This window comes from Streptomyces sp. WM6378 (genome assembly GCF_001279695.1).
In the GTDB taxonomy this organism is placed as follows: domain Bacteria; phylum Actinomycetota; class Actinomycetes; order Streptomycetales; family Streptomycetaceae; genus Streptomyces.
This window is the reverse complement of sequence record NZ_LGDD01000298.1, coordinates 50,790-67,364: the sequence shown is the minus strand read 5'-3', so window position 1 is coordinate 67,364 and position 16,575 is coordinate 50,790. Positions and strand designations below refer to the sequence as shown.

Sequence of the window (16,575 nt, the reverse complement as noted above, 5' to 3'; positions counted from 1 at the left end):
CCCCCACACTCGTACTGGCCCCCTCCCTGGGCGCCACCCCGGCCCTCTGGGAGCCCCAACTCCCCGCACTGGCCGCACACTTCAACATCCTCCGCTGGGGCCTACCTGGCCACGGCAACTCCCCCGCATGGGACCCACCCCCGCCGCGGCCCACCCTCGAAACCCTGGCCGCTCCCCTCCTGGGCCTCCTCGAAGAGCTCCGCATAGACACCTTCAGCTATGCCGGAATCTCCCTGGGCGGAGCCATCGGCACCTGGCTGGCCGCCCACCACCCCGACCGAGTCGAATCCCTCGCACTCCTCTGCACCTCCGCCCACTTCGGCCCGCCCGAACCCTGGCGGGAGAGGGCGGACACCGTACGCACCAAGGGAATCGGCGAGGTCGCCGACAGCGCGCCGAACCGCTGGTTCAGCCCCGCGTTCGACGCCCCGGAGCACCTCCTCGCCGACCACCACCGCGTGGACCCCGAGTCGTACGCCACCTGCTGCGAGATCCTCGCCGGGCTCGACCTGCGCCCGGAACTGGCCCGCATCACCGCCCCCACCCTGGTGATCGCGGGCCGGAACGACGTAGCCACCCCGCCCTCCCACGCCCGCGAACTAGCCGACGGCATCGGGAATGCCCAGCTCCTCGAACTCCCCCGAGCCGCCCACTTGGCCAACCTGGAGCAGCCCGAGGCAGTGACCGACGCCCTGCTCAGCCATTTCGCCGGCACCGGCATCCGCACCGCCACCGGACCCCGTACCCACCCCGACCCGCTCAGACGAGTCGGCGAAGCCACCCGCCGCTCGGTCCTGGGAAACGCCCACGTAGACCGAGCAACAGCCCGCACCACCCCCTTCACCGCCCGCTTCCAGGACTTCATCACCCGCTACGCCTGGGGCGAGATCTGGGGCGGCGGCACCCTGGACCGGCGCACCCGCAGCGCCATCACGCTCACCGCACTCGTCGCGGGCGGCCACAAGGACGAGCTGGCGCTGCACGTACGGGGCGCCCTGCGCAACGGCCTGAGCCCCACCGAGATCGGCGAAGTGCTGCTCCAGTGCGCCGTGTACTGCTCCGTCCCCGCCGCCAACTCCGCTTTCGCCGTCGCGGAACGGGCGATCAACGAGTACGCGGCCGACGCCGACGAGAAGGACAGCTGAAATGCCCCCCAGCGCCCCCACTCCCACCCACACCACCATCGGCATCATCGGCGCGGGCCCCGCCGGACTCCTCCTGGCCCGCCTCCTGCACAACGCCGGAATCGACTGCGTCGTCCTGGAGAGCCGCGACCGCGCGTACATCGAGCAACGTCAGCGCGCCGGCATCCTCGAACAGGCCACCGTCGACGTGCTACGGGCCGCGGGCGCGGGCGAGCGCATGGACCGCGAGGGGCTGCCCCACGACGGCATCGAGCTCCGCCACGACCGCCGCTCCCACCGCATCGACTTCCCGTCCCTCACCGGCGGCCGCCGAGTGATGGTCTACGCGCAGACCGAGATGGTGAAGGACCTGGTGGCCCAGCAGCTGGCAGCCGGTGCCCCGCTGCTCTTCGATTCGGAGGTGACGGGAATCGAAGGCGTTCGCGACACGAACGCCACTGCCACCGCGACCGCCACCGCTACTGGCGCGGCTGCTGGCACGGCGACCGGCACCGCGACCGCGACCGCCGCCGCGACCGGCGCCAGCACCCGCACCAGCACCGAATCGCCCACCATCCACTACCGCCGCCACCCCGACCGCAGGCCCGCCACCCTCACCTGCGACTACATAGTCGGCTGCGACGGCTTCCACGGCATCGCCCGAGACGCGGTTCCGGCCGAGCTCCGCAGAACGTACGAGCGCACCTACCCCTACTCCTGGCTGGGCATCCTCGCCCAAGCCCCGCCCACGTACGACGAGTTGATCTACGCCCACTCCTCGCGGGGCTTCGCGCTCGCCAGCATGCGCTCGCCCACCGTCAGCCGGCTCTACCTCCAGGTCCCCAACGGCACCGACCCCGCCGACTGGCCGGACGTCCGCATCTGGGACGAGCTCGACTCACGCCTGGCGACCGACGCCGACCCGGCCTGGAAACTGGAACGCGGTACCGTCGTCGCCAAGTCCGTTCTCCCCATGCGGAGTTGGGTCATGGAGCCCATGCGGTACGGGCGGCTCCTGCTGGCCGGGGACGCGGCGCACATCGTGCCGCCGACCGGCGCCAAGGGCCTGAACCTCGCCGTGGCCGACGTCGTCGTGCTGGCCCGCGCGCTGGTCCAGCGGCACGTCACCGGCTCGACGGAGCTCCTCGACGCCTACTCCGAGACGTGCCTGCGCCGGGTCTGGCGCGCCGAGCACTTCTCGTACACCATGACCGAGCTGCTCCACGCGGACCCGGCGCACTCCGCGTTCGAGACCCGGCTCCAGCTGTCCCAGCTCGACCGCATCGCCCACTCGCGGCACGCGGCCGCCGAGCTCGCCGAGAACTACACGGGCCTGCCGATCGCCCCGCCCTCGCCGTACGCGAGCTGATCGGCCTCCTCGCCCGCGCCGCCGCACGCACGCAGCCGGATCTGAGTGATCCCGCTGATGTAGCGCGCCCCGCACCGGTCGGACGGAACCACCAACTGCGCGCCCAGGGCGTCCAGTTGGACCCCGTCGAGGGCGGTGGCGAGCAGCACCGGAGAGTCGCCGAAGTCCTCGTCGATCTCGGCCCAGGACAGCACCGTGGCGTGCCCGTCCTCGCCGGTGACCTCCAGGAGGAAGCGGGACCGGTCCTTGCGGCGGGCCGGATTGAACCCGGGCCCCGCCGCCGTGATCACCTCGCGCAGCAGCGGGCCCGTGAAGGTGTGGGCACGCGGGCCGCTGGTCGCGCAGTCGAAGGTGACCGCCGCCGTCCGCTGTGCCCACCGCTCACGCAGCTCGGCCACGCTCAGCCGGACCGGCCGGTCGACCGCACCCACCACCGCCATGTGCCGATCCGCCACGCGTTTATGAGTCATGTACGAGATTATGGCTCGCACATGCTGTTTTGCATCGGGGCGTGCAAACGCGAAGTCGGCCGGGGCCGCTGCGGTCAGAACCGCTCCTCCAGCTCACGCGCCCGCAGCCCCGCCTGGAACCGGGAGGTGGCCCCAAGTGCGGCCATCAGCTCGGCGACCCGCCTGCGATACGTACGCAGCGACATCCCGAGCAGGCGCGCAGCCGACTCGTCGGTGTGCCCGCCGCCCAGCATCCGCAGGATCCGCCGCGCCTCCGCGTCCAGCTCCGCGGGCCGTCGGCGCAGGTGGTCGTCGAGGTCCGGGGACGACTCCCAGGCGGCATGGATCAGCGACCTGAGCCCTGCGACGACGTCGGGCGTACGGATCACCGTGTACGTGCGCGTACCGCAGCCGGGGGCACTCGCGAGGATCGCGATGCGCCGGTCCAGGACGATGGTCTCCTGGGCGAGCGGCGCCGAGCAGATCCGGATGTGCGCCCCGCCGGCGGCCATCCTGGTGAGCCGCCGCTCGGCCCGGGCGTCGGGCAGGGCCTGCGGGGTGTAGAGCTTGCGCAGGGCGACCCCGCCGGGCTCCGTGGCGGGGCGCAGCCCGGCGGCGAAGGCGGTGCGTACCCCGTTCGACCAGGTCCCCGGGTCGGCGGCGGCCACCAGGAACTCGTGCCGCGCCCCCGCGAACAGATGCCCGGCCCGGTCGATGAGCGCCCGCTCCCCGTGGAGCGTCACGATCTGTTGGTCGTCCATGATCCGGCCAGTGTGGGCTGCCCGCCGGACCGGGTCAACGCGCGGCGGGAGCGCCGGGACCGCCGGGAACACCCGGCCCCTGCCACGGCGCTCAGGGGCTGGGAACTCCCGGCCCCTTCCCCCCTCCCACCTGTTCCGTGAGCGCCCGTGACCTGCCACGCTATTGCGATGACAGAGGTGTTCTTGCGGCGGCTGTCCCGATGGCAGGCCGAGCAGCAACGGGAATCCGTCGCGGACCTGTACGTAGCGGCGTACGAAGGTGTCGAGGACGCGGAGTCGCTGGGGCGGCAGGGGTTCCTGCGCCGCTTCGCGGAGGACGTGCAGCGCCCGGGCTTCGACATGATCATCGCGGGGGATCCGTTCCTGGTCGGCTGTGCGTACGGCTACCCGCCGGGGCGTGAGGGCGAGTGGTGGCACGGCTTCCGGGGTGCGGAGACCGACGGCGACGAGGAACTGGCCACCGCCGACCGGGTGTTCGCGCTGGCGGAGCTCATGGTGCTCCCCTCCCGCCGGCGCAGGGGCATCGCGACCCGCCTCCAGCGAAGACTCCTGGAACGCCAGGAGGCCGACGTGCTCACGACCCTGATCGCCCCCACCAACACCCCGGCCGCCGCGGCGTACGCGGCCTGGGGCTGGACCCGAACCCCCCGCCCGGCGACGACCACCACAACCCTGGACGCCTGGAGCCGCCGCCCGACGGGGTGAGGCCCGCTGCCCTCCGTGCTGCCCTTACGGTCCTCCCGACGGCCGCGGCGAGTCCGTAACCTCGGCCTTTTGAGCCGGACGGTGACAACGGTGACGTGGAGGGCTGGGCAGCGTGCGAGAGACAGGGACACCCTTACCGTCGCCGACACCCGCGGTGGCGCCGAGGACGCGGGCGCAGGACGTGGGCCCGGGACTCGCCGCCCGGCAGGTGCCGGACCCCGCCGGGCTCGTTGCCCTCCAGCGCACCGCGGGCAACGCGGCCGTGACGCGCTGGGTGCAGCGCCAGGAGATCCCCGGGGCGCGGGAGGCGGCGCAGCGCAACGCCGCCGATCCCACCGGGCACGGCGAGTGGGGCACGTTCTGCCAGACGATGGCGGAGGCGGGATTCCCCGACAGCGTCACGGACGCGGCCTGGCAGCTGATCCTGGGCGGCATCGCCGAACAGGGGCCGCTCAACGACGAGGCCATGGCGATGTTCAGCGAACGCCAGGAGCAGCGTGACCACCGCGCCTCGAACACCTGGTACCAGGAGCTGGTGCAGTTCATCGGGGACTACCTGGAGATCGACCGGCCGACGATGGCTCTGTGGTCCGGCGGCATCGACACCAGCGTTTACGCCCGCTCCAAGGGCCACACTCCCCTGGAGTCCACCCCCTTCGGCGGCGTGGTCGACAAGCTGTCGCTGACCGAGGAGTGGAAGTTCAAGACGCCGATGTGGAACGTCCTGTCCAAGGCGTTCGTGAACCGGGCCCGCGGCCCTGTCCACATCTTCCTGCGGGCGTACAACCCCGACAGCGTCCTCATCGCGCAGGAGGTCCCGCAGCTGCGTGTGGTCATGGCGCTCAACCCGGACGTGAAGCTCGTCTGGCATCCGGTGTACACGGCGGCCGATGGGAAGCTGATGGAGGTCACCAAGAAACTTGAGCTGACCACGGACGCGTCCTACTCCTCCCGGGACGAGTGCGTGCAGGTCCTCTACGACTACCTCCGCCTCAAGCACGACCCGGCCAACGCCAACTCCGAGCGTGCCCACGCGGAGATGAGCGCCCGCCTCAAGGCCAACGGCAACCCGCAGTAGCCACGGCCTCATGGCCCGGCCCGGTCCACCCGGATCAGCGTATGCCCCCTCGTCCCCCCACCTCCCGAAACGCCTCCCCCAGCGCCAGCAGGCTCTGGGTCAGGCCCGAGCACGTGACCGTGGCGTAGCTCAGGACCTCGTGACGAACTCCCGCTCGCCCGGATGCCCCGGGTCCTCCACCGCCAGCCGGGTGTGGCCCCGGTCGAGCAGCACCCGGCAGATCAGGGCCAGGCCCTGGCCGAAGCCGGCGGTGACCATGAGGTCCTCGGGGCGGCTGCGCACCCCCGCACCCGGCCGAGGTAGCCTCCGCACCCCGCGCCCGGCCGCGACCTCGGCGATCCGCTCCTCCGGGATGCCGCTCGCGCCGGTCAGGGTGACCAGCACGTGCAGGCCCGCCGCCTCGCCGGAGATGCGGACCTCGGCCCCGAAGTGCTCGTACAGCGCCTCAAGGAGGCGGCTTCGGCGCTGGCGGTACAGGCGGGTCATGCGGCTGATGTGGCGGGCGTAAGCGCCGGTGGTGCGTGGGCGGCGGATCCCCCGGCTGCCACAGGGCGCAACTGCCGTCGGCGGCCCGGGGCGGCTGGGGCGCGAACGCGGCCCATCACGTCTCGGCGACGGCCTCCAGGGGGCTCAGCGCCGCGGCCCGCCGGGCCGGGACGGCCGCCGCGACCGCGCCGACCGTGAGCGAGACCAGGCAGACCAGGAGCAGCGTTCCCCAGGGCAGCGAGAGGGAGTACTGCGTCATCGCACCGCCCGCGAGCGAGCCGACCGCCCAGGCGCCGAACAGGCCCCCCGCCAGGCCGAGCAGCGTGCCGAACGCGGCGACGGTCACCGCTTCGAGCCGGATCATCCGCCGGATCCCGGCCCGGTCCATGCCGATGGCGCGCAGCACGCCGATCTCGCGGGTGCGCTCGGCGACCGACATCGCGAGGGTGTTGACGATGCCGAGCAGCGAGATCACGACTCCGATGGCGAGCAGCCCGTACATCAAGGTGAGCAGCTCGCCCATGGACCCGGCGGCCTCGCGCACGAGCTCCGCACGGTCCTTGACCTGCACCAGCGGGCTGTTGCCGGTGGCCGTCCGCAGCCGGTCCCCGGTGGCCTTCGAGACCGCGCCGCCGTCGGTGCGGACGAGGATCCGCTGGACGGTGCCGGGCTTGAAGCTGTGCTGCTGCACCTCGCTGCGGGCGCCGAGCGCGTCGTCGGCGATGGGGTTGTCCTGGTAGACGCCGACGACGGTGTACTCCTTGAAGTCGTCGCCCGGGCCGATGTGGGCGTTGACCTTGCCGCCGGCGCTCACGCCCTGCTCCCGGGCGGCGCTGCTGGAGAGGGCGATCCGGCCCGGCCCGAGATCTTTCAACGAGCCGCTGACGAAGTCGAGTTGCATGACCTTGTCGACGGTGGCGGGGTCGACGCCGGAGATGCTGCGGACCTTGCCGCCGGTGAACAGGGTGGAGTCGGCGACGGCGGAGGCGGTCTTCACGCCGGGGAGGTCCGCGACCCGCCGCACGGCGGCCGGGTCGATGGCGGTCGTGGTGGTGCGGCTGCCGACCACGTAATCGGCACTGAGGCCGGACGCGGCCTGCCGGTCGAGGGCTCCCGAGGTGGAGTGGCCGATGACGGCGAGCCCGGCGACGAGCGCCGTACTGATCATGAGGACGGACGCGGTGGCCGCCGTACGCCGGGGATCGCGCAGGGCGTTCTCGCGGGCGAGGTGCCCGGCGACCCCGAAGCGGCCGGTCAGCCGCCCGCCGAGCCGGATCACGGGGACGGCGAGCAGCGGCGCGAGGGTGATCATCGCGGCGACGAGAAGAGCACAGCCGAACATGGCGTTCTGCAGGTTGGCGTCGGAGGCGTCCTTGGCGCCGGTGAGCGAGACGAGCAGCCCGGCCCCGCCGACGAGCAGGACGAGGCCCACCGCCGCGCGCACCCGGGACGCGGTGGCGGTGGGCGGCTGCTCGGCCGAGCGCAGCGCCTCGATGGGCGCGATCTTCGCCGCCTTGCGGGACGGCAGCCAGGCGGCGAGCACCGTGATGCCCACGCCGACCCCGAGCGCCGCCATGACGGGGCGCGCGCCGATCACCAACGGGCCGCGGGGGAGCGGGTCTTGAGCGCTACCGAGGAGGTCCGGCAGTACGGAAGCGATGCCGAGCCCGGCCACGAACCCGGCCGCCGACGCGGCGAGCCCGACCAGAACGGCCTCCCACAGCACGGAGCGGACCACCTGCCGACGCGTGGCTCCGATCGCCCGCAGCAGTGCGATCTCGCGGGTGCGCCGCGACACGAGCATCGTGAAGGTGTTGACGATGAGGAACGACCCGATGAACAGCGCGACCCCGGCGAAGATCTTCGGCATCTTCTGGTAGCCCCGGGTCATCATGTCGACGTTGGTCGCCTGCTGTGCGGCCTGCGCGGCCCCGCTGGTGGCGAGGGCGCGGTCGGCCGGGAGCAGGGCGGTGACCCGGCTGGACAGCGCGACCTGGTCGGTCCCGGCCCTGGCGGACAGGTCGATCGAGCTGTAGTGGCCCGGGGTGGTGAACAACCGCTGCGCGGTGGCCCTGTCGAACAGGGCGAGGGTGCCGCCCGCGGTCACCCGGGTGTCCTGGGTGGTGACGATGCCGACGAGCCGCTTGGTCAAGACGGGCCCGTCGGTGGCGAGCGTGACCATGTCGCCGACGCGAAGGTGCCCGGCGTCGGCGGTGCCGCGGTCGACGGCGAGCTCGCCACTGCTGGCGGGCGCGCGCCCCTCGGCCAACGGATAGCGGCTGTCCTCGCCGTCCGCGTTCGGTACGTAGGCGGCGGCGAGGTTGGCCCACGCCTTGCCGGCCCGCAGCGGGCTGCCGTCGGCGGCATTGAGGGTGGCCGAGCCGTCGACGGAGGGCCGCACGGCCGCGACCCCGGGCACGTCGGCCAGCTTGCGTACGAGGGCGTCGTCGAGCACACCGGCGGGCTGGTCCGCGACGGCACCGGGCGGGGGATCCTTCGGGGTCACGGTGACCGCGATGCCGGCGAAGTTCTTCGACGCGGCGGCACGGTAGGCGGCGGCGGAGGACTCGGCGAAGACGAGGGTGCCGCAGACGAAGGCGACACCCAGGCAGACCGCGAGGACGGTCATGACCAGACGGGCCTTGTGCGCCAGGACGTTGCGCAGGGCTGTTCTCAGCATGGGCGGGCTTTCGGAGAGCTCAACGAGGAGGAAGGAAAGGAAAGTTGACGGAGCATCAGCTCGTGCGGGTCCGGACGTCGAACTCCTTCATCCGGTCCAGGACGCGGTCGGCGGTGGGCCGGACCATCTCGTCGACGAGGCACCCGTCGGAGAGGAAGACGACGCGGTCGGCGAAGCCGGCGGCGACGGGGTCGTGGGTGACCATGACGACGGTCTGGCCGAGTTCGCGTACGGAGTCGCGCAGGAAGCCGAGGACTTCGGCACCGGCGCGGGAGTCGAGGTTGCCGGTGGGCTCGTCACCGAAGACGATCGCGGGCCGGGAGGCGAGCGCACGGGCCACCGCGACGCGCTGCTGCTGCCCGCCGGAGAGCTGGGCCGGGCGGTGCGAGAGCCGGTCGGAGAGCCCCACCATGGCGATGACCCGACGGACCCACTCCTGGTCGGGCCTGCGCCCCGCGATGTCCATGGGGAGCGTGATGTTCTCCAGGGCGGTCAGTGTGGGGAGCAGGTTGAAGGCCTGGAAGATGAACCCGATCCGGTCCCGCCGCAGCTCGGTCAGCTGCCGGTCGTTGAGCGTGCTCAGCTCGGTGGTGCCGACGCGGACGGACCCGGAACTGGCCGAGTCGAGCCCGGCGGCACAGTGCATCAGGGTGGACTTGCCGCACCCGGACGGCCCCATGATCGCCGTGAACTCGCCCTCCCGGAACCCGATACTGACCCGGTCCAGGGCGACGACCCGGGTGTCACCGCTGCCGTAGACCTTCGACAGCTCGGTGGTGGCGGCCGCGATGCCGGGGGCGGGGTAGGACGCATGCGGGGCAAGGGAACGGGTGGTCAAGGGGGACTCCTCTTCGGGTGCAGAAGGGTGCACTTGGAAGGGTGTCCGGGGTACGTATCGGGTCCTGGGCAGCCGTGTATCGGCGTACGCGCCACTGCGTAGCAGTTGTGTAGGCGGCGAGGCGGGCAGGCGGTGAGGCCGAGACGCGGTCAGGTGGTCACGCGGGCAGGCGCAGGGTGGCTCGGGCGCCGCCGTCCGGGGCGTTGTCGAGGCGGAGTTCGGCGCCGAGCACCCGGGCCTGGCCGAGCGCGATGGTCAGGCCGAGCCCGTGCCCGGACCCGCGCTCCTTGGCCCCGGTGTGGAAGCGACGCGGCCCGTCGCGCAAAAGGGCAGGAGGAAACCCGGGCCCGTGGTCGCGGACGACGACGGTACCGTCGGCGACACCGACCTCGACGGGGCCGGCCCCGTGCCGATGGGCGTTGACGACCAGGTTGCTGACGATCCGTTCGAGCCGACGCGGATCGGTCTCGACGGTGTGCGGGCCCTCGGCGACGCTGATCTCGGCATCGAGCCCGGTACGGGTGACGGCCTCGCGGACGACGCCGTCGAGCGGGACGTGGGCGTGGACGGGCTGCTCGGCCCCGGCATCGAGCCGGGAGATCTCAAGCAGATCCTCGACCAGGCCGCGCAGATCACGAACCCGCCCCCGAACCAGATCCACGTCCTCTCCGTCCGGCAGCAGATCGACGGCGGCGAGCAACCCGCCCACAGGGGTGCGCAGTTCATGGGCGACATCGGCGGTGAACTGCCGCTCGGTGCGGAGCCGGCGGCCGAGGCTGTCGGCCATGAGGTCGACGGTGGCGGCGATCTCGGCCACCTCGTCGCGGCCCTCGGTGGGCCCGGTCCGGGCGTCGAGGTCCCCGGCGGAGATCCGCCGCGCGGTTTCGGAGACCCGCCGCAGCCGACGCCCGATGAGCCCGGCCCCGTACACGGCGAGGGGGACGGAGGCGGCGACGGAGACGAGCGCGGCGACGGCCATGGTGGCGTCGAGCCGACGCAGCCCGTAGAGCTCGGAGTTCATGTTGACCTCGACGGCCAGTACGGGAGTGCCCGGCCCGCCGACCCGCTGGGCACCCCAGAAGGTGGGCCCGGAGTTCCCGTCGACGTGCCCGTCGTAGGCGGTGTGCCGGGCGTTGTCGGAGGGGTGGCGGAGCGAGGCGGGCAGGTCGGGGGGATCGAGCCGGGCGCCGTCGGAGAGGGTGCCGGTGCGGCGGTAGGTGTCCATGGCGGAGTAGACGGAGTTGAAGGCGCGCATCTCGGCCCGGTCGCGGATGTCGTGCGCGGTCCAGAAGTGAACGAGCAGCCCGACGGCGACGGCGACGAGGCAGGCGGTGGCCGCGGCGAGGGCGGCGATCTTCCAGCGGAGGGAGGTGGGAGTGTGCCGGCGCTGGGAAGCAGGGGCCGAGTTTCCGGGCTCGGTCTTGCGGGTCCGGGAAGCGGGGGCGGGCCGCGACCGCCGGAAGGGAGAGGAACGCACCGCGCCTACCGCCTGAACTTGTAGCCGAACCCGCGGACCGTCTCGATCCGGTCCCGCCCGAGCTTCTTGCGCAGCCGCTGCACGCAAAGATCCACGACCCGGCTGTCCCCGTCCCACCCGTACTCCCAGACGTCGCGCAGGAGGGTGTGCCGCTCAAGAACGACGCCGGGGTGGGCGGCGAATTCGAGCAACAGCTTCAGCTCGGTGGGAGTGAGCGCGACGGGCGTGCCGGAGACGAAGACCTCAAGGCCGCCGGTGTCGATGGAGAGCTCCCCGAAGGTGAGCAACTCCCCTTGATCGGAGGGGAGTTCAGGAGTCGGGGAAGAGGCGGGCGGCGGGTAGGTGGCCCGCCGAAGAAGCGACCGAATCCGAGCGACCAGCACATACGTATCGACGGGCTTGACGACGTAGTCATCGGCCCCGGCCTCAAGCCCGGCGACGACATCGAGCCCGTCCCCCCGGGCGGACATCATGAGCACCGGCACGAGACTGGTCTCCCGCACCCGGCGGCAGAGCCCGATCCCGTCGAGCCCGGGCAGCATGACATCGAGGACCAGCAGATCGAACTCGCGGTCCCGGAAGGCCTCCAACCCGGCCAGCCCATCAGCGGCGACCGCGACCTCGTACCCGTACCGCTCAAGGGCAACGGCGAAGGACCGCCGCATGAGGTCGTCGTCCTCGACCAGCAACACGCGAACGGGGCGCGGGGCGGCCGGAGCGGGACCGGGGACGGGTGAGGACACGGGGGCTCCTGTTCGCGGGGCCGGCCGAGCCCCCGACACCGCATTTTTCGGTCATAACGGTACGCAGCGGGCGACTCGGATGGATCGAAAGGAACGATACGACAGGAGGCCGGGCGGGGAAGCGCCCCAGGGGCCCGGCGGGGTGAGCCGATGGGGAACCAAGCGGTGGGTGATACGGGGTGGATACAAACCCGGGGTGCGCGCGGGCGGTGAGAGCGAACTCGGGGCTGTCCGACGTGACGGGGTCGGCTCCGTCCTCGACGCGGGTGAGGAGTGCGAGCTGCCGGTCATTCAACGGAGACCATCGGTGCATGTCGATCGTCGTACCGTCTGTTGTCTCCTCAGCACAAGCGGTGGGGTGACTCTTGCGGAGCACATGACGGCTTCGAAGGCGGAACACCTGTCGTTGGAAGTCACCGAGGAGCCGCTCCCCGAAGTCGGCTCCCAAATGGCTCCCAAAACAGGGCCACAACGCAAATCAGGCCCGGTACTGATCTCTCAGTACCGGGCCTGACCTGGTGTTTCAGCTGTCGGGGTGGCGGGATTTGAACCCACGACCTCTTCGTCCCGAACGAAGCGCGCTGCCAAGCTGCGCTACACCCCGATTGTCTCCGCTTGTCGCGGCGACGTCGTTTACTTTAGCCCACTGGCGGCCGGAGACGAAATCCGGTTTCCGGGGTGCCGCAGGCGGGCGCGGACGTGGTCACGGCCGATGGTCGTCAGGGCCAGGGCGTAGGCCGAGGGTCAGGCATGCCGCGTTGCCCAGGGCGCCCGCGTGCCGTGCTGGTCCACGGGGCGGCACGCCCCTCAGGTCGCCCCCGCCGCCCCGCCGGCCCTCACCCCCGTCGTCCCACCAACGTCAGCAACGTCGCCTCCGGCGGGCACGCGAAGCGGATGGGGGTGTAGCGGTTCGTGCCGCAGCCCGCTGAGACGTGGAGGTAGGCGCGGTTGCCCTCGGTGGAGTGGGTGGACAGGCCCTTTACCCGGTCCGTGTCCAGGTCGCAGTTGGTGACCAGTGCGCCGTAGAAGGGGATGCACAGCTGGCCGCCGTGGGTGTGGCCGGCCAGGATCAGGGGGTAGCCGTCGGCGGTGAACGACTCCAGGGAGCGCAGGTAGGGGGCGTGGACCACCGCGATCGACAGGTCGGCGTCCGGCTCCGGGCCGCCGGCCACGCTGTCGTACCGGTCCCGCTTGATGTGCGGGTCGTCCAGGCCCGTGAAGGCCAGCTCCATGCCGTCCAGCTTGAGGCGGCCCCGGGCGTTGCTCAGGTTCACCCAGCCCGCCGTGTCGAACGCGTCCCGCAGCTCTTCCCACGGGTTGTGCACTACGCCGACGGCCGGCGCGTTGCCGTTGAGGCCGTGCCGGCCCTGGGCCTTCTCGAACAGGTACCGGGCGGGGTTGCGCAGCTTCGGGCCGTAGTAGTCGTTCGAGCCGAAGACGTACACGCCGGGGAACTCCATCAGGGGGCCCAGCGCGTCCAGCGCCTCGGGGACGCCCTCCGGGTCGGAGAGGTTGTCGCCCGTGTTCACCACGAAGTCGGGGCGCAGGCCCGCCAGCGACTGCAGCCACGCCCGCTTCTTGCGCTGGCCGCTCACCATGTGGATGTCCGAGACCTGGAGCACGCGCAACGGCCTCGCCCCCGGTGGCAGCACGGGCACCGTGACCCGCCGCAGCCGGAAGGACCGGGTCTCGAAACCGGCCGCATAGGCGAGACCGGCGGCCCCGACCGCCGTGATACCCAAGGGAATTCCGTATCGCGCGCGCATACGCTCATCGTCGCAGACGCCGCCGACAACGGAGTACGGGGCGGAAATCGGCGGGCGGGTACGGCTGTGCACCTGACACACTGGGCACATGACCACGCTCAAGGCCCGACTCAAGGACGACCTCACCACCGCCATGAAGGCGCGCGACGAGCTGCGCTCGTCCACGCTCCGGCTGACCCTCACCGCCGTCGCCAAGGAAGAGGTCGCCGGCAAGACCGCGCGAGAGCTCTCCGACGACGAGGTGCTCAAGGTGATCGCCAAGGAGGCGAAGAAGCGCCGCGAGGCGGCCGAGGCCTTCGAGCAGGGCGGCCGCGCCGAGTCCGCCGCGCGCGAGCTGGCCGAGGGCGAGATCCTCGACGCGTACCTGCCCAAGCAGCTCTCCGACGACGAGCTCGCGGCGATCGTCGCGAGCGCCGTCGAGGAGGCCAGGGCGGCCGGCGCCGAGGGGCCGCGCGCGATGGGCGCCGTCATGAAGATCGTGAACCCGAAGGTGGCGGGCCTCGCCGACGGCGGCCGCGTCGCCGCCGCGGTGAAGAAGCTCCTCGTGGGCTGACCCACCCCGCACGAGCAACACGGGTAAAGGGGCGCCCCGGGATTCGCTGTGAATCCCGGGGCGCCCCTTTCACCTGCGCAAGGGCACTGCTACTGCGGCCACCCGCCCGTGTCCCCGCCGATGACGCCCGGCGGGATCGAGATGCCGGGGAAGGGCTGGTTGGGGTTGGGGTTGGGGTTCGGGGGCTTGTTCTCGCCGCCCGGCTTCGGCTTGTGCTTGCCCTTGTTCTTGTTCTTGTCGGGGGTGCTGGCCGGCGCGCCGGTCGCCGGGTCACCGGCCGGCTTCTGGCCGGTGTCGGGGATGTTGACGTTGACGAACGGCGCCGACGTCTGGCCCTGCAGCGCGCCGGTCATCGCGTCGCGCCAGATGGGGCCGGGGACCTGACCGCCGTACACCTGCTCGTACGTCTGGCCGCCGATGGTGACGTTGTTCATCTCGACGCGCTGAGACGGGCTGCCGACCCAGACCGCGGCCGACAGGTTCGACGTGTACCCGACGAACCAGGCGTTCTTGCGGGCGTCGGTGGTACCGGTCTTGCCCGCGTTGTCCCGGTCCTTGAGCCCGGCCTCCTGGCCCGTGCCGGAGTCGATCACGCCGCGCAGCAGGGTGTTGATGCTGTCCGCGGTGTTCTGCGACATCGCCTGCGAGCAGGAGCTCTTCGGCACCGGCACCGAAGAGCCGTCCGCCTTCTTGATCGACTCGATGGCGATCGGCGTGCAGTACGTGCCCCGGTTGGCGAAGGTCGCGTACGCCGAGGCCATCGTCAGCGGCGAGATGCCGGTCGAGCCGAGGGTCAGCGCCGAGGGCACCATGGGCAGCTTGTCGCCGTTGCCCTGGAGCACGTGCAGCTTGTCCGTCATCTGCGAGACCGGGCACATGCCGATGTCGCCGAGCATCTGCACGAAGTACGTGTTGACCGACTTGGCCATCGCGTCCCTCAGCGAGAACGGGCCGACCTCGGACTCGTTCTCGTTCTCCAGGTGGTACGGGTTGGGCTTGCCGTCGTTGACCCACGGCTTGCCGGTGCACGTCTGGACGGACGCCGGATAGTCCATCTCGTACGGAGCCGAGTACTGCTGGGTCGGTGGCTTGCCGCCCTCGATCGCGGCCGCGGCCAGGAACGGCTTGAAGGTCGAGCCGACCGGGAAGCCGTAATTGGAGCCGCCCATCTGCCGGTTGACCGAGAAGTTGATCTGCGTCTCGTTGTCGCCGAAGCCGTACGGCTTGGACTGGCCCATCGCGAGGATCTTGCCGCTGCCGGGCTGGACCAGCGAGACCGCGGTCGCGACGCTGTCCTTCTGGTAGACGTGGTTCTTGATCGAATCCTGCGTCGACTTCTGCGCCTGCGGGTCGAGCGTGGTCTGAACGGTGAGCCCGCCCTGGTTCCAGAGCTTGGCCCGGTCTTCCTTGGTCTTGCCGAACACCGGGTCGGACAGGAACACCTCGCGTACGTAGTCGCAGAAGAAGCCCGCGCCGTCGACGGCGGTGATGCAGCCGTTCTTCGGCTTGCTCACGCTCAGCTTGATCGGCGCTTCCTTGGCCTTGTCGGCCTCGGCCTGCGAGATGTCCTTCATGTCGGCCATCCGCTGGAGCACCGTGTTACGGCGCTTCTTGGATTCCTGCGCGTCGTTCACGGGGTCGTACCGGCTGGGCGACTGCACGATCCCGGCGAGCATCGCCGACTCGTCCAGGGTCAGGTCCTTGGCCGACTTGGAGAAGTAGCGCTTGGCGGCGGCCTCGATGCCGTACGCCTGCTGCCCGAAGAACGTGATGTTGAGGTAGTTCTCCAGGATCTTCTTCTTGCCGAGCTCCTCCTCGACCTGGATCGCGTACTTGAGCTCCTTGACCTTGCGGCCGATCGTCTGCTGGGTGGCCTCGGCGACCTTGTCGGGGTCGTCACCGGCTTCCTCGACGAAGACGTTCTTCACGTACTGCTGCGTGAGGGTGGACGCGCCCTGGGCGACACCGCCGCTGGTCGCGTTCTTGTTCATCGCGCGCAGGACGCCCTTGAGGTCGATCGCGCCGTGCTCGTAGAAGCGCGAGTCCTCGATCGCGACGATCGCCTTCTGCATGTACGGGGAGATGTCGGCGAGCGGCACCACGGTGCGGTCGCGCGAGTAGACCTGGGCGATCGTGCCGCCCTTGCTGTCCAGGATCGTGGTGCGCTGGCTCAGCGGCGGGGTCTTGAGATTGGCCGGGATCTCGTCGAACCCCTCGACCGTGCCCTTGGCCGCGAGCCCCAGCGCGCCGGCCGCCGGCAGGGCGATCCCCGCGAGCACGGCCCCCGCCAACACACTCACGCCGAGGAACTTGGCGGCCTGCTGGGTCCCGGTCAGGCCTCCGCCCGATCGCTTCTTTGCCATGAGGGCAGCCTACGTTCTCAATCGCCGGACACAGGTGAAGGCTCTGGCCTAAGCTGCTCTCAACTGTCACAGCAGTGCGGTTCCGTATCAAGGTCGGCACGTGCGTGGAAGTGTTCCGCCGTCCCCCGAATACGGCAGGAATCAACCCGGTTGGTGTCCGATTGCGCCTCATGCGTCACCGGG

The 16,575-nt window shown here is 71.2% G+C and carries 14 protein-coding genes and 1 tRNA gene; 5 read left to right on the top strand and 10 right to left on the bottom strand.

The window, feature by feature from the left end:
* Window positions 1–1,145 (top strand): alpha/beta fold hydrolase (locus ADK54_RS25995; RefSeq protein ID WP_053728135.1); only part of this gene is annotated, 1,145 nt, incomplete at its 5' end.
* Window position 1,146: 1 nt separating this feature from the next.
* Entirely contained in the window at window positions 1,147–2,493 is a 1,347-nt protein-coding gene (locus tag ADK54_RS25990) for a 4-hydroxybenzoate 3-monooxygenase (protein WP_053728134.1), read from the top strand.
* On the opposite strand, the gene ADK54_RS25985 is transcribed toward ADK54_RS25990, so the two are convergent.
* Both ADK54_RS25985 and ADK54_RS25980 read right to left on the bottom strand, forming a co-directional pair.
* On the bottom strand, window positions 2,448–2,963 hold the full coding sequence (locus ADK54_RS25985; protein ID WP_053728133.1) for a molybdopterin-dependent oxidoreductase: 516 nt from the start codon (window positions 2,961–2,963) through the stop codon (window positions 2,448–2,450). The two genes, ADK54_RS25990 and ADK54_RS25985, sit on opposite strands and share 46 nt — an antisense overlap.
* Window positions 2,964–3,037: 74 nt before the next feature.
* Window positions 3,038–3,703: a hypothetical protein gene (locus ADK54_RS25980; RefSeq protein ID WP_063802052.1), complete on the bottom strand. Its 666-nt coding sequence runs from the start codon at window positions 3,701–3,703 to the stop codon at window positions 3,038–3,040.
* 168 nt (window positions 3,704–3,871) lie between these two features.
* Here ADK54_RS25980 and ADK54_RS25975 point away from each other — a divergent pair, with 168 nt between their 5' ends.
* Together ADK54_RS25975 and ADK54_RS25970 are read left to right on the top strand one after the other, a co-directional pair.
* Window positions 3,872–4,408: a GNAT family N-acetyltransferase gene (locus ADK54_RS25975; RefSeq protein WP_078966625.1), complete on the top strand. Its 537-nt coding sequence runs from the start codon at window positions 3,872–3,874 to the stop codon at window positions 4,406–4,408.
* A 154-nt stretch (window positions 4,409–4,562) separates the two neighbouring features.
* A complete protein-coding gene (locus ADK54_RS25970) occupies window positions 4,563–5,486 on the top strand; it encodes a hypothetical protein (RefSeq protein ID WP_159047901.1) in 924 nt (307 codons plus the stop codon).
* 129 nt (window positions 5,487–5,615) lie between these two features.
* Here the strand turns inward: ADK54_RS25970 and ADK54_RS46845 are convergent, their stop codons facing one another.
* From ADK54_RS46845 to ADK54_RS25935, 7 genes are all read right to left on the bottom strand, one after another.
* Entirely contained in the window at window positions 5,616–5,972 is a 357-nt protein-coding gene (locus ADK54_RS46845) for a hypothetical protein (protein WP_053728130.1), read from the bottom strand.
* Window positions 5,973–6,087: 115 nt separating this feature from the next.
* Entirely contained in the window at window positions 6,088–8,652 is a 2,565-nt protein-coding gene (locus tag ADK54_RS25960; protein ID WP_053728129.1) for an ABC transporter permease, read from the bottom strand.
* Window positions 8,653–8,707: 55 nt separating this feature from the next.
* Window positions 8,708–9,490, bottom strand: coding sequence for an ABC transporter ATP-binding protein (locus ADK54_RS25955; RefSeq protein ID WP_053728128.1), 783 nt, complete (start codon window positions 9,488–9,490; stop codon window positions 8,708–8,710).
* 157 nt (window positions 9,491–9,647) lie between these two features.
* A complete protein-coding gene (locus tag ADK54_RS25950) occupies window positions 9,648–10,967 on the bottom strand; it encodes a sensor histidine kinase (RefSeq protein WP_199827036.1) in 1,320 nt (439 codons plus the stop codon).
* A 5-nt stretch (window positions 10,968–10,972) separates the two neighbouring features.
* Window positions 10,973–11,710 carry a two-component system response regulator CseB gene (gene cseB, locus ADK54_RS25945; RefSeq protein WP_053728127.1) on the bottom strand — a complete coding sequence of 246 codons (738 nt, stop codon included), beginning with the start codon at window positions 11,708–11,710 and terminating at the stop codon, window positions 10,973–10,975.
* Between the two features lie 530 nt (window positions 11,711–12,240).
* A tRNA-Pro gene (locus tag ADK54_RS25940) sits at window positions 12,241–12,314 on the bottom strand.
* 232 nt (window positions 12,315–12,546) lie between these two features.
* Window positions 12,547–13,476 carry a metallophosphoesterase gene (locus ADK54_RS25935; RefSeq protein WP_053728126.1) on the bottom strand — a complete coding sequence of 310 codons (930 nt, stop codon included), beginning with the start codon at window positions 13,474–13,476 and terminating at the stop codon, window positions 12,547–12,549.
* Window positions 13,477–13,564: 88 nt separating this feature from the next.
* Here ADK54_RS25935 and ADK54_RS25930 point away from each other — a divergent pair, with 88 nt between their 5' ends.
* Window positions 13,565–14,029, top strand: coding sequence for a GatB/YqeY domain-containing protein (locus tag ADK54_RS25930; protein ID WP_053728125.1), 465 nt, complete (start codon window positions 13,565–13,567; stop codon window positions 14,027–14,029).
* Window positions 14,030–14,118: 89 nt separating this feature from the next.
* Here ADK54_RS25930 and ADK54_RS25925 read toward each other — a convergent pair whose 3' ends face one another.
* Window positions 14,119–16,392: a transglycosylase domain-containing protein gene (locus tag ADK54_RS25925; RefSeq protein ID WP_053728124.1), complete on the bottom strand. Its 2,274-nt coding sequence runs from the start codon at window positions 16,390–16,392 to the stop codon at window positions 14,119–14,121.
* Window positions 16,393–16,575: the final 183 nt, after the last annotated feature.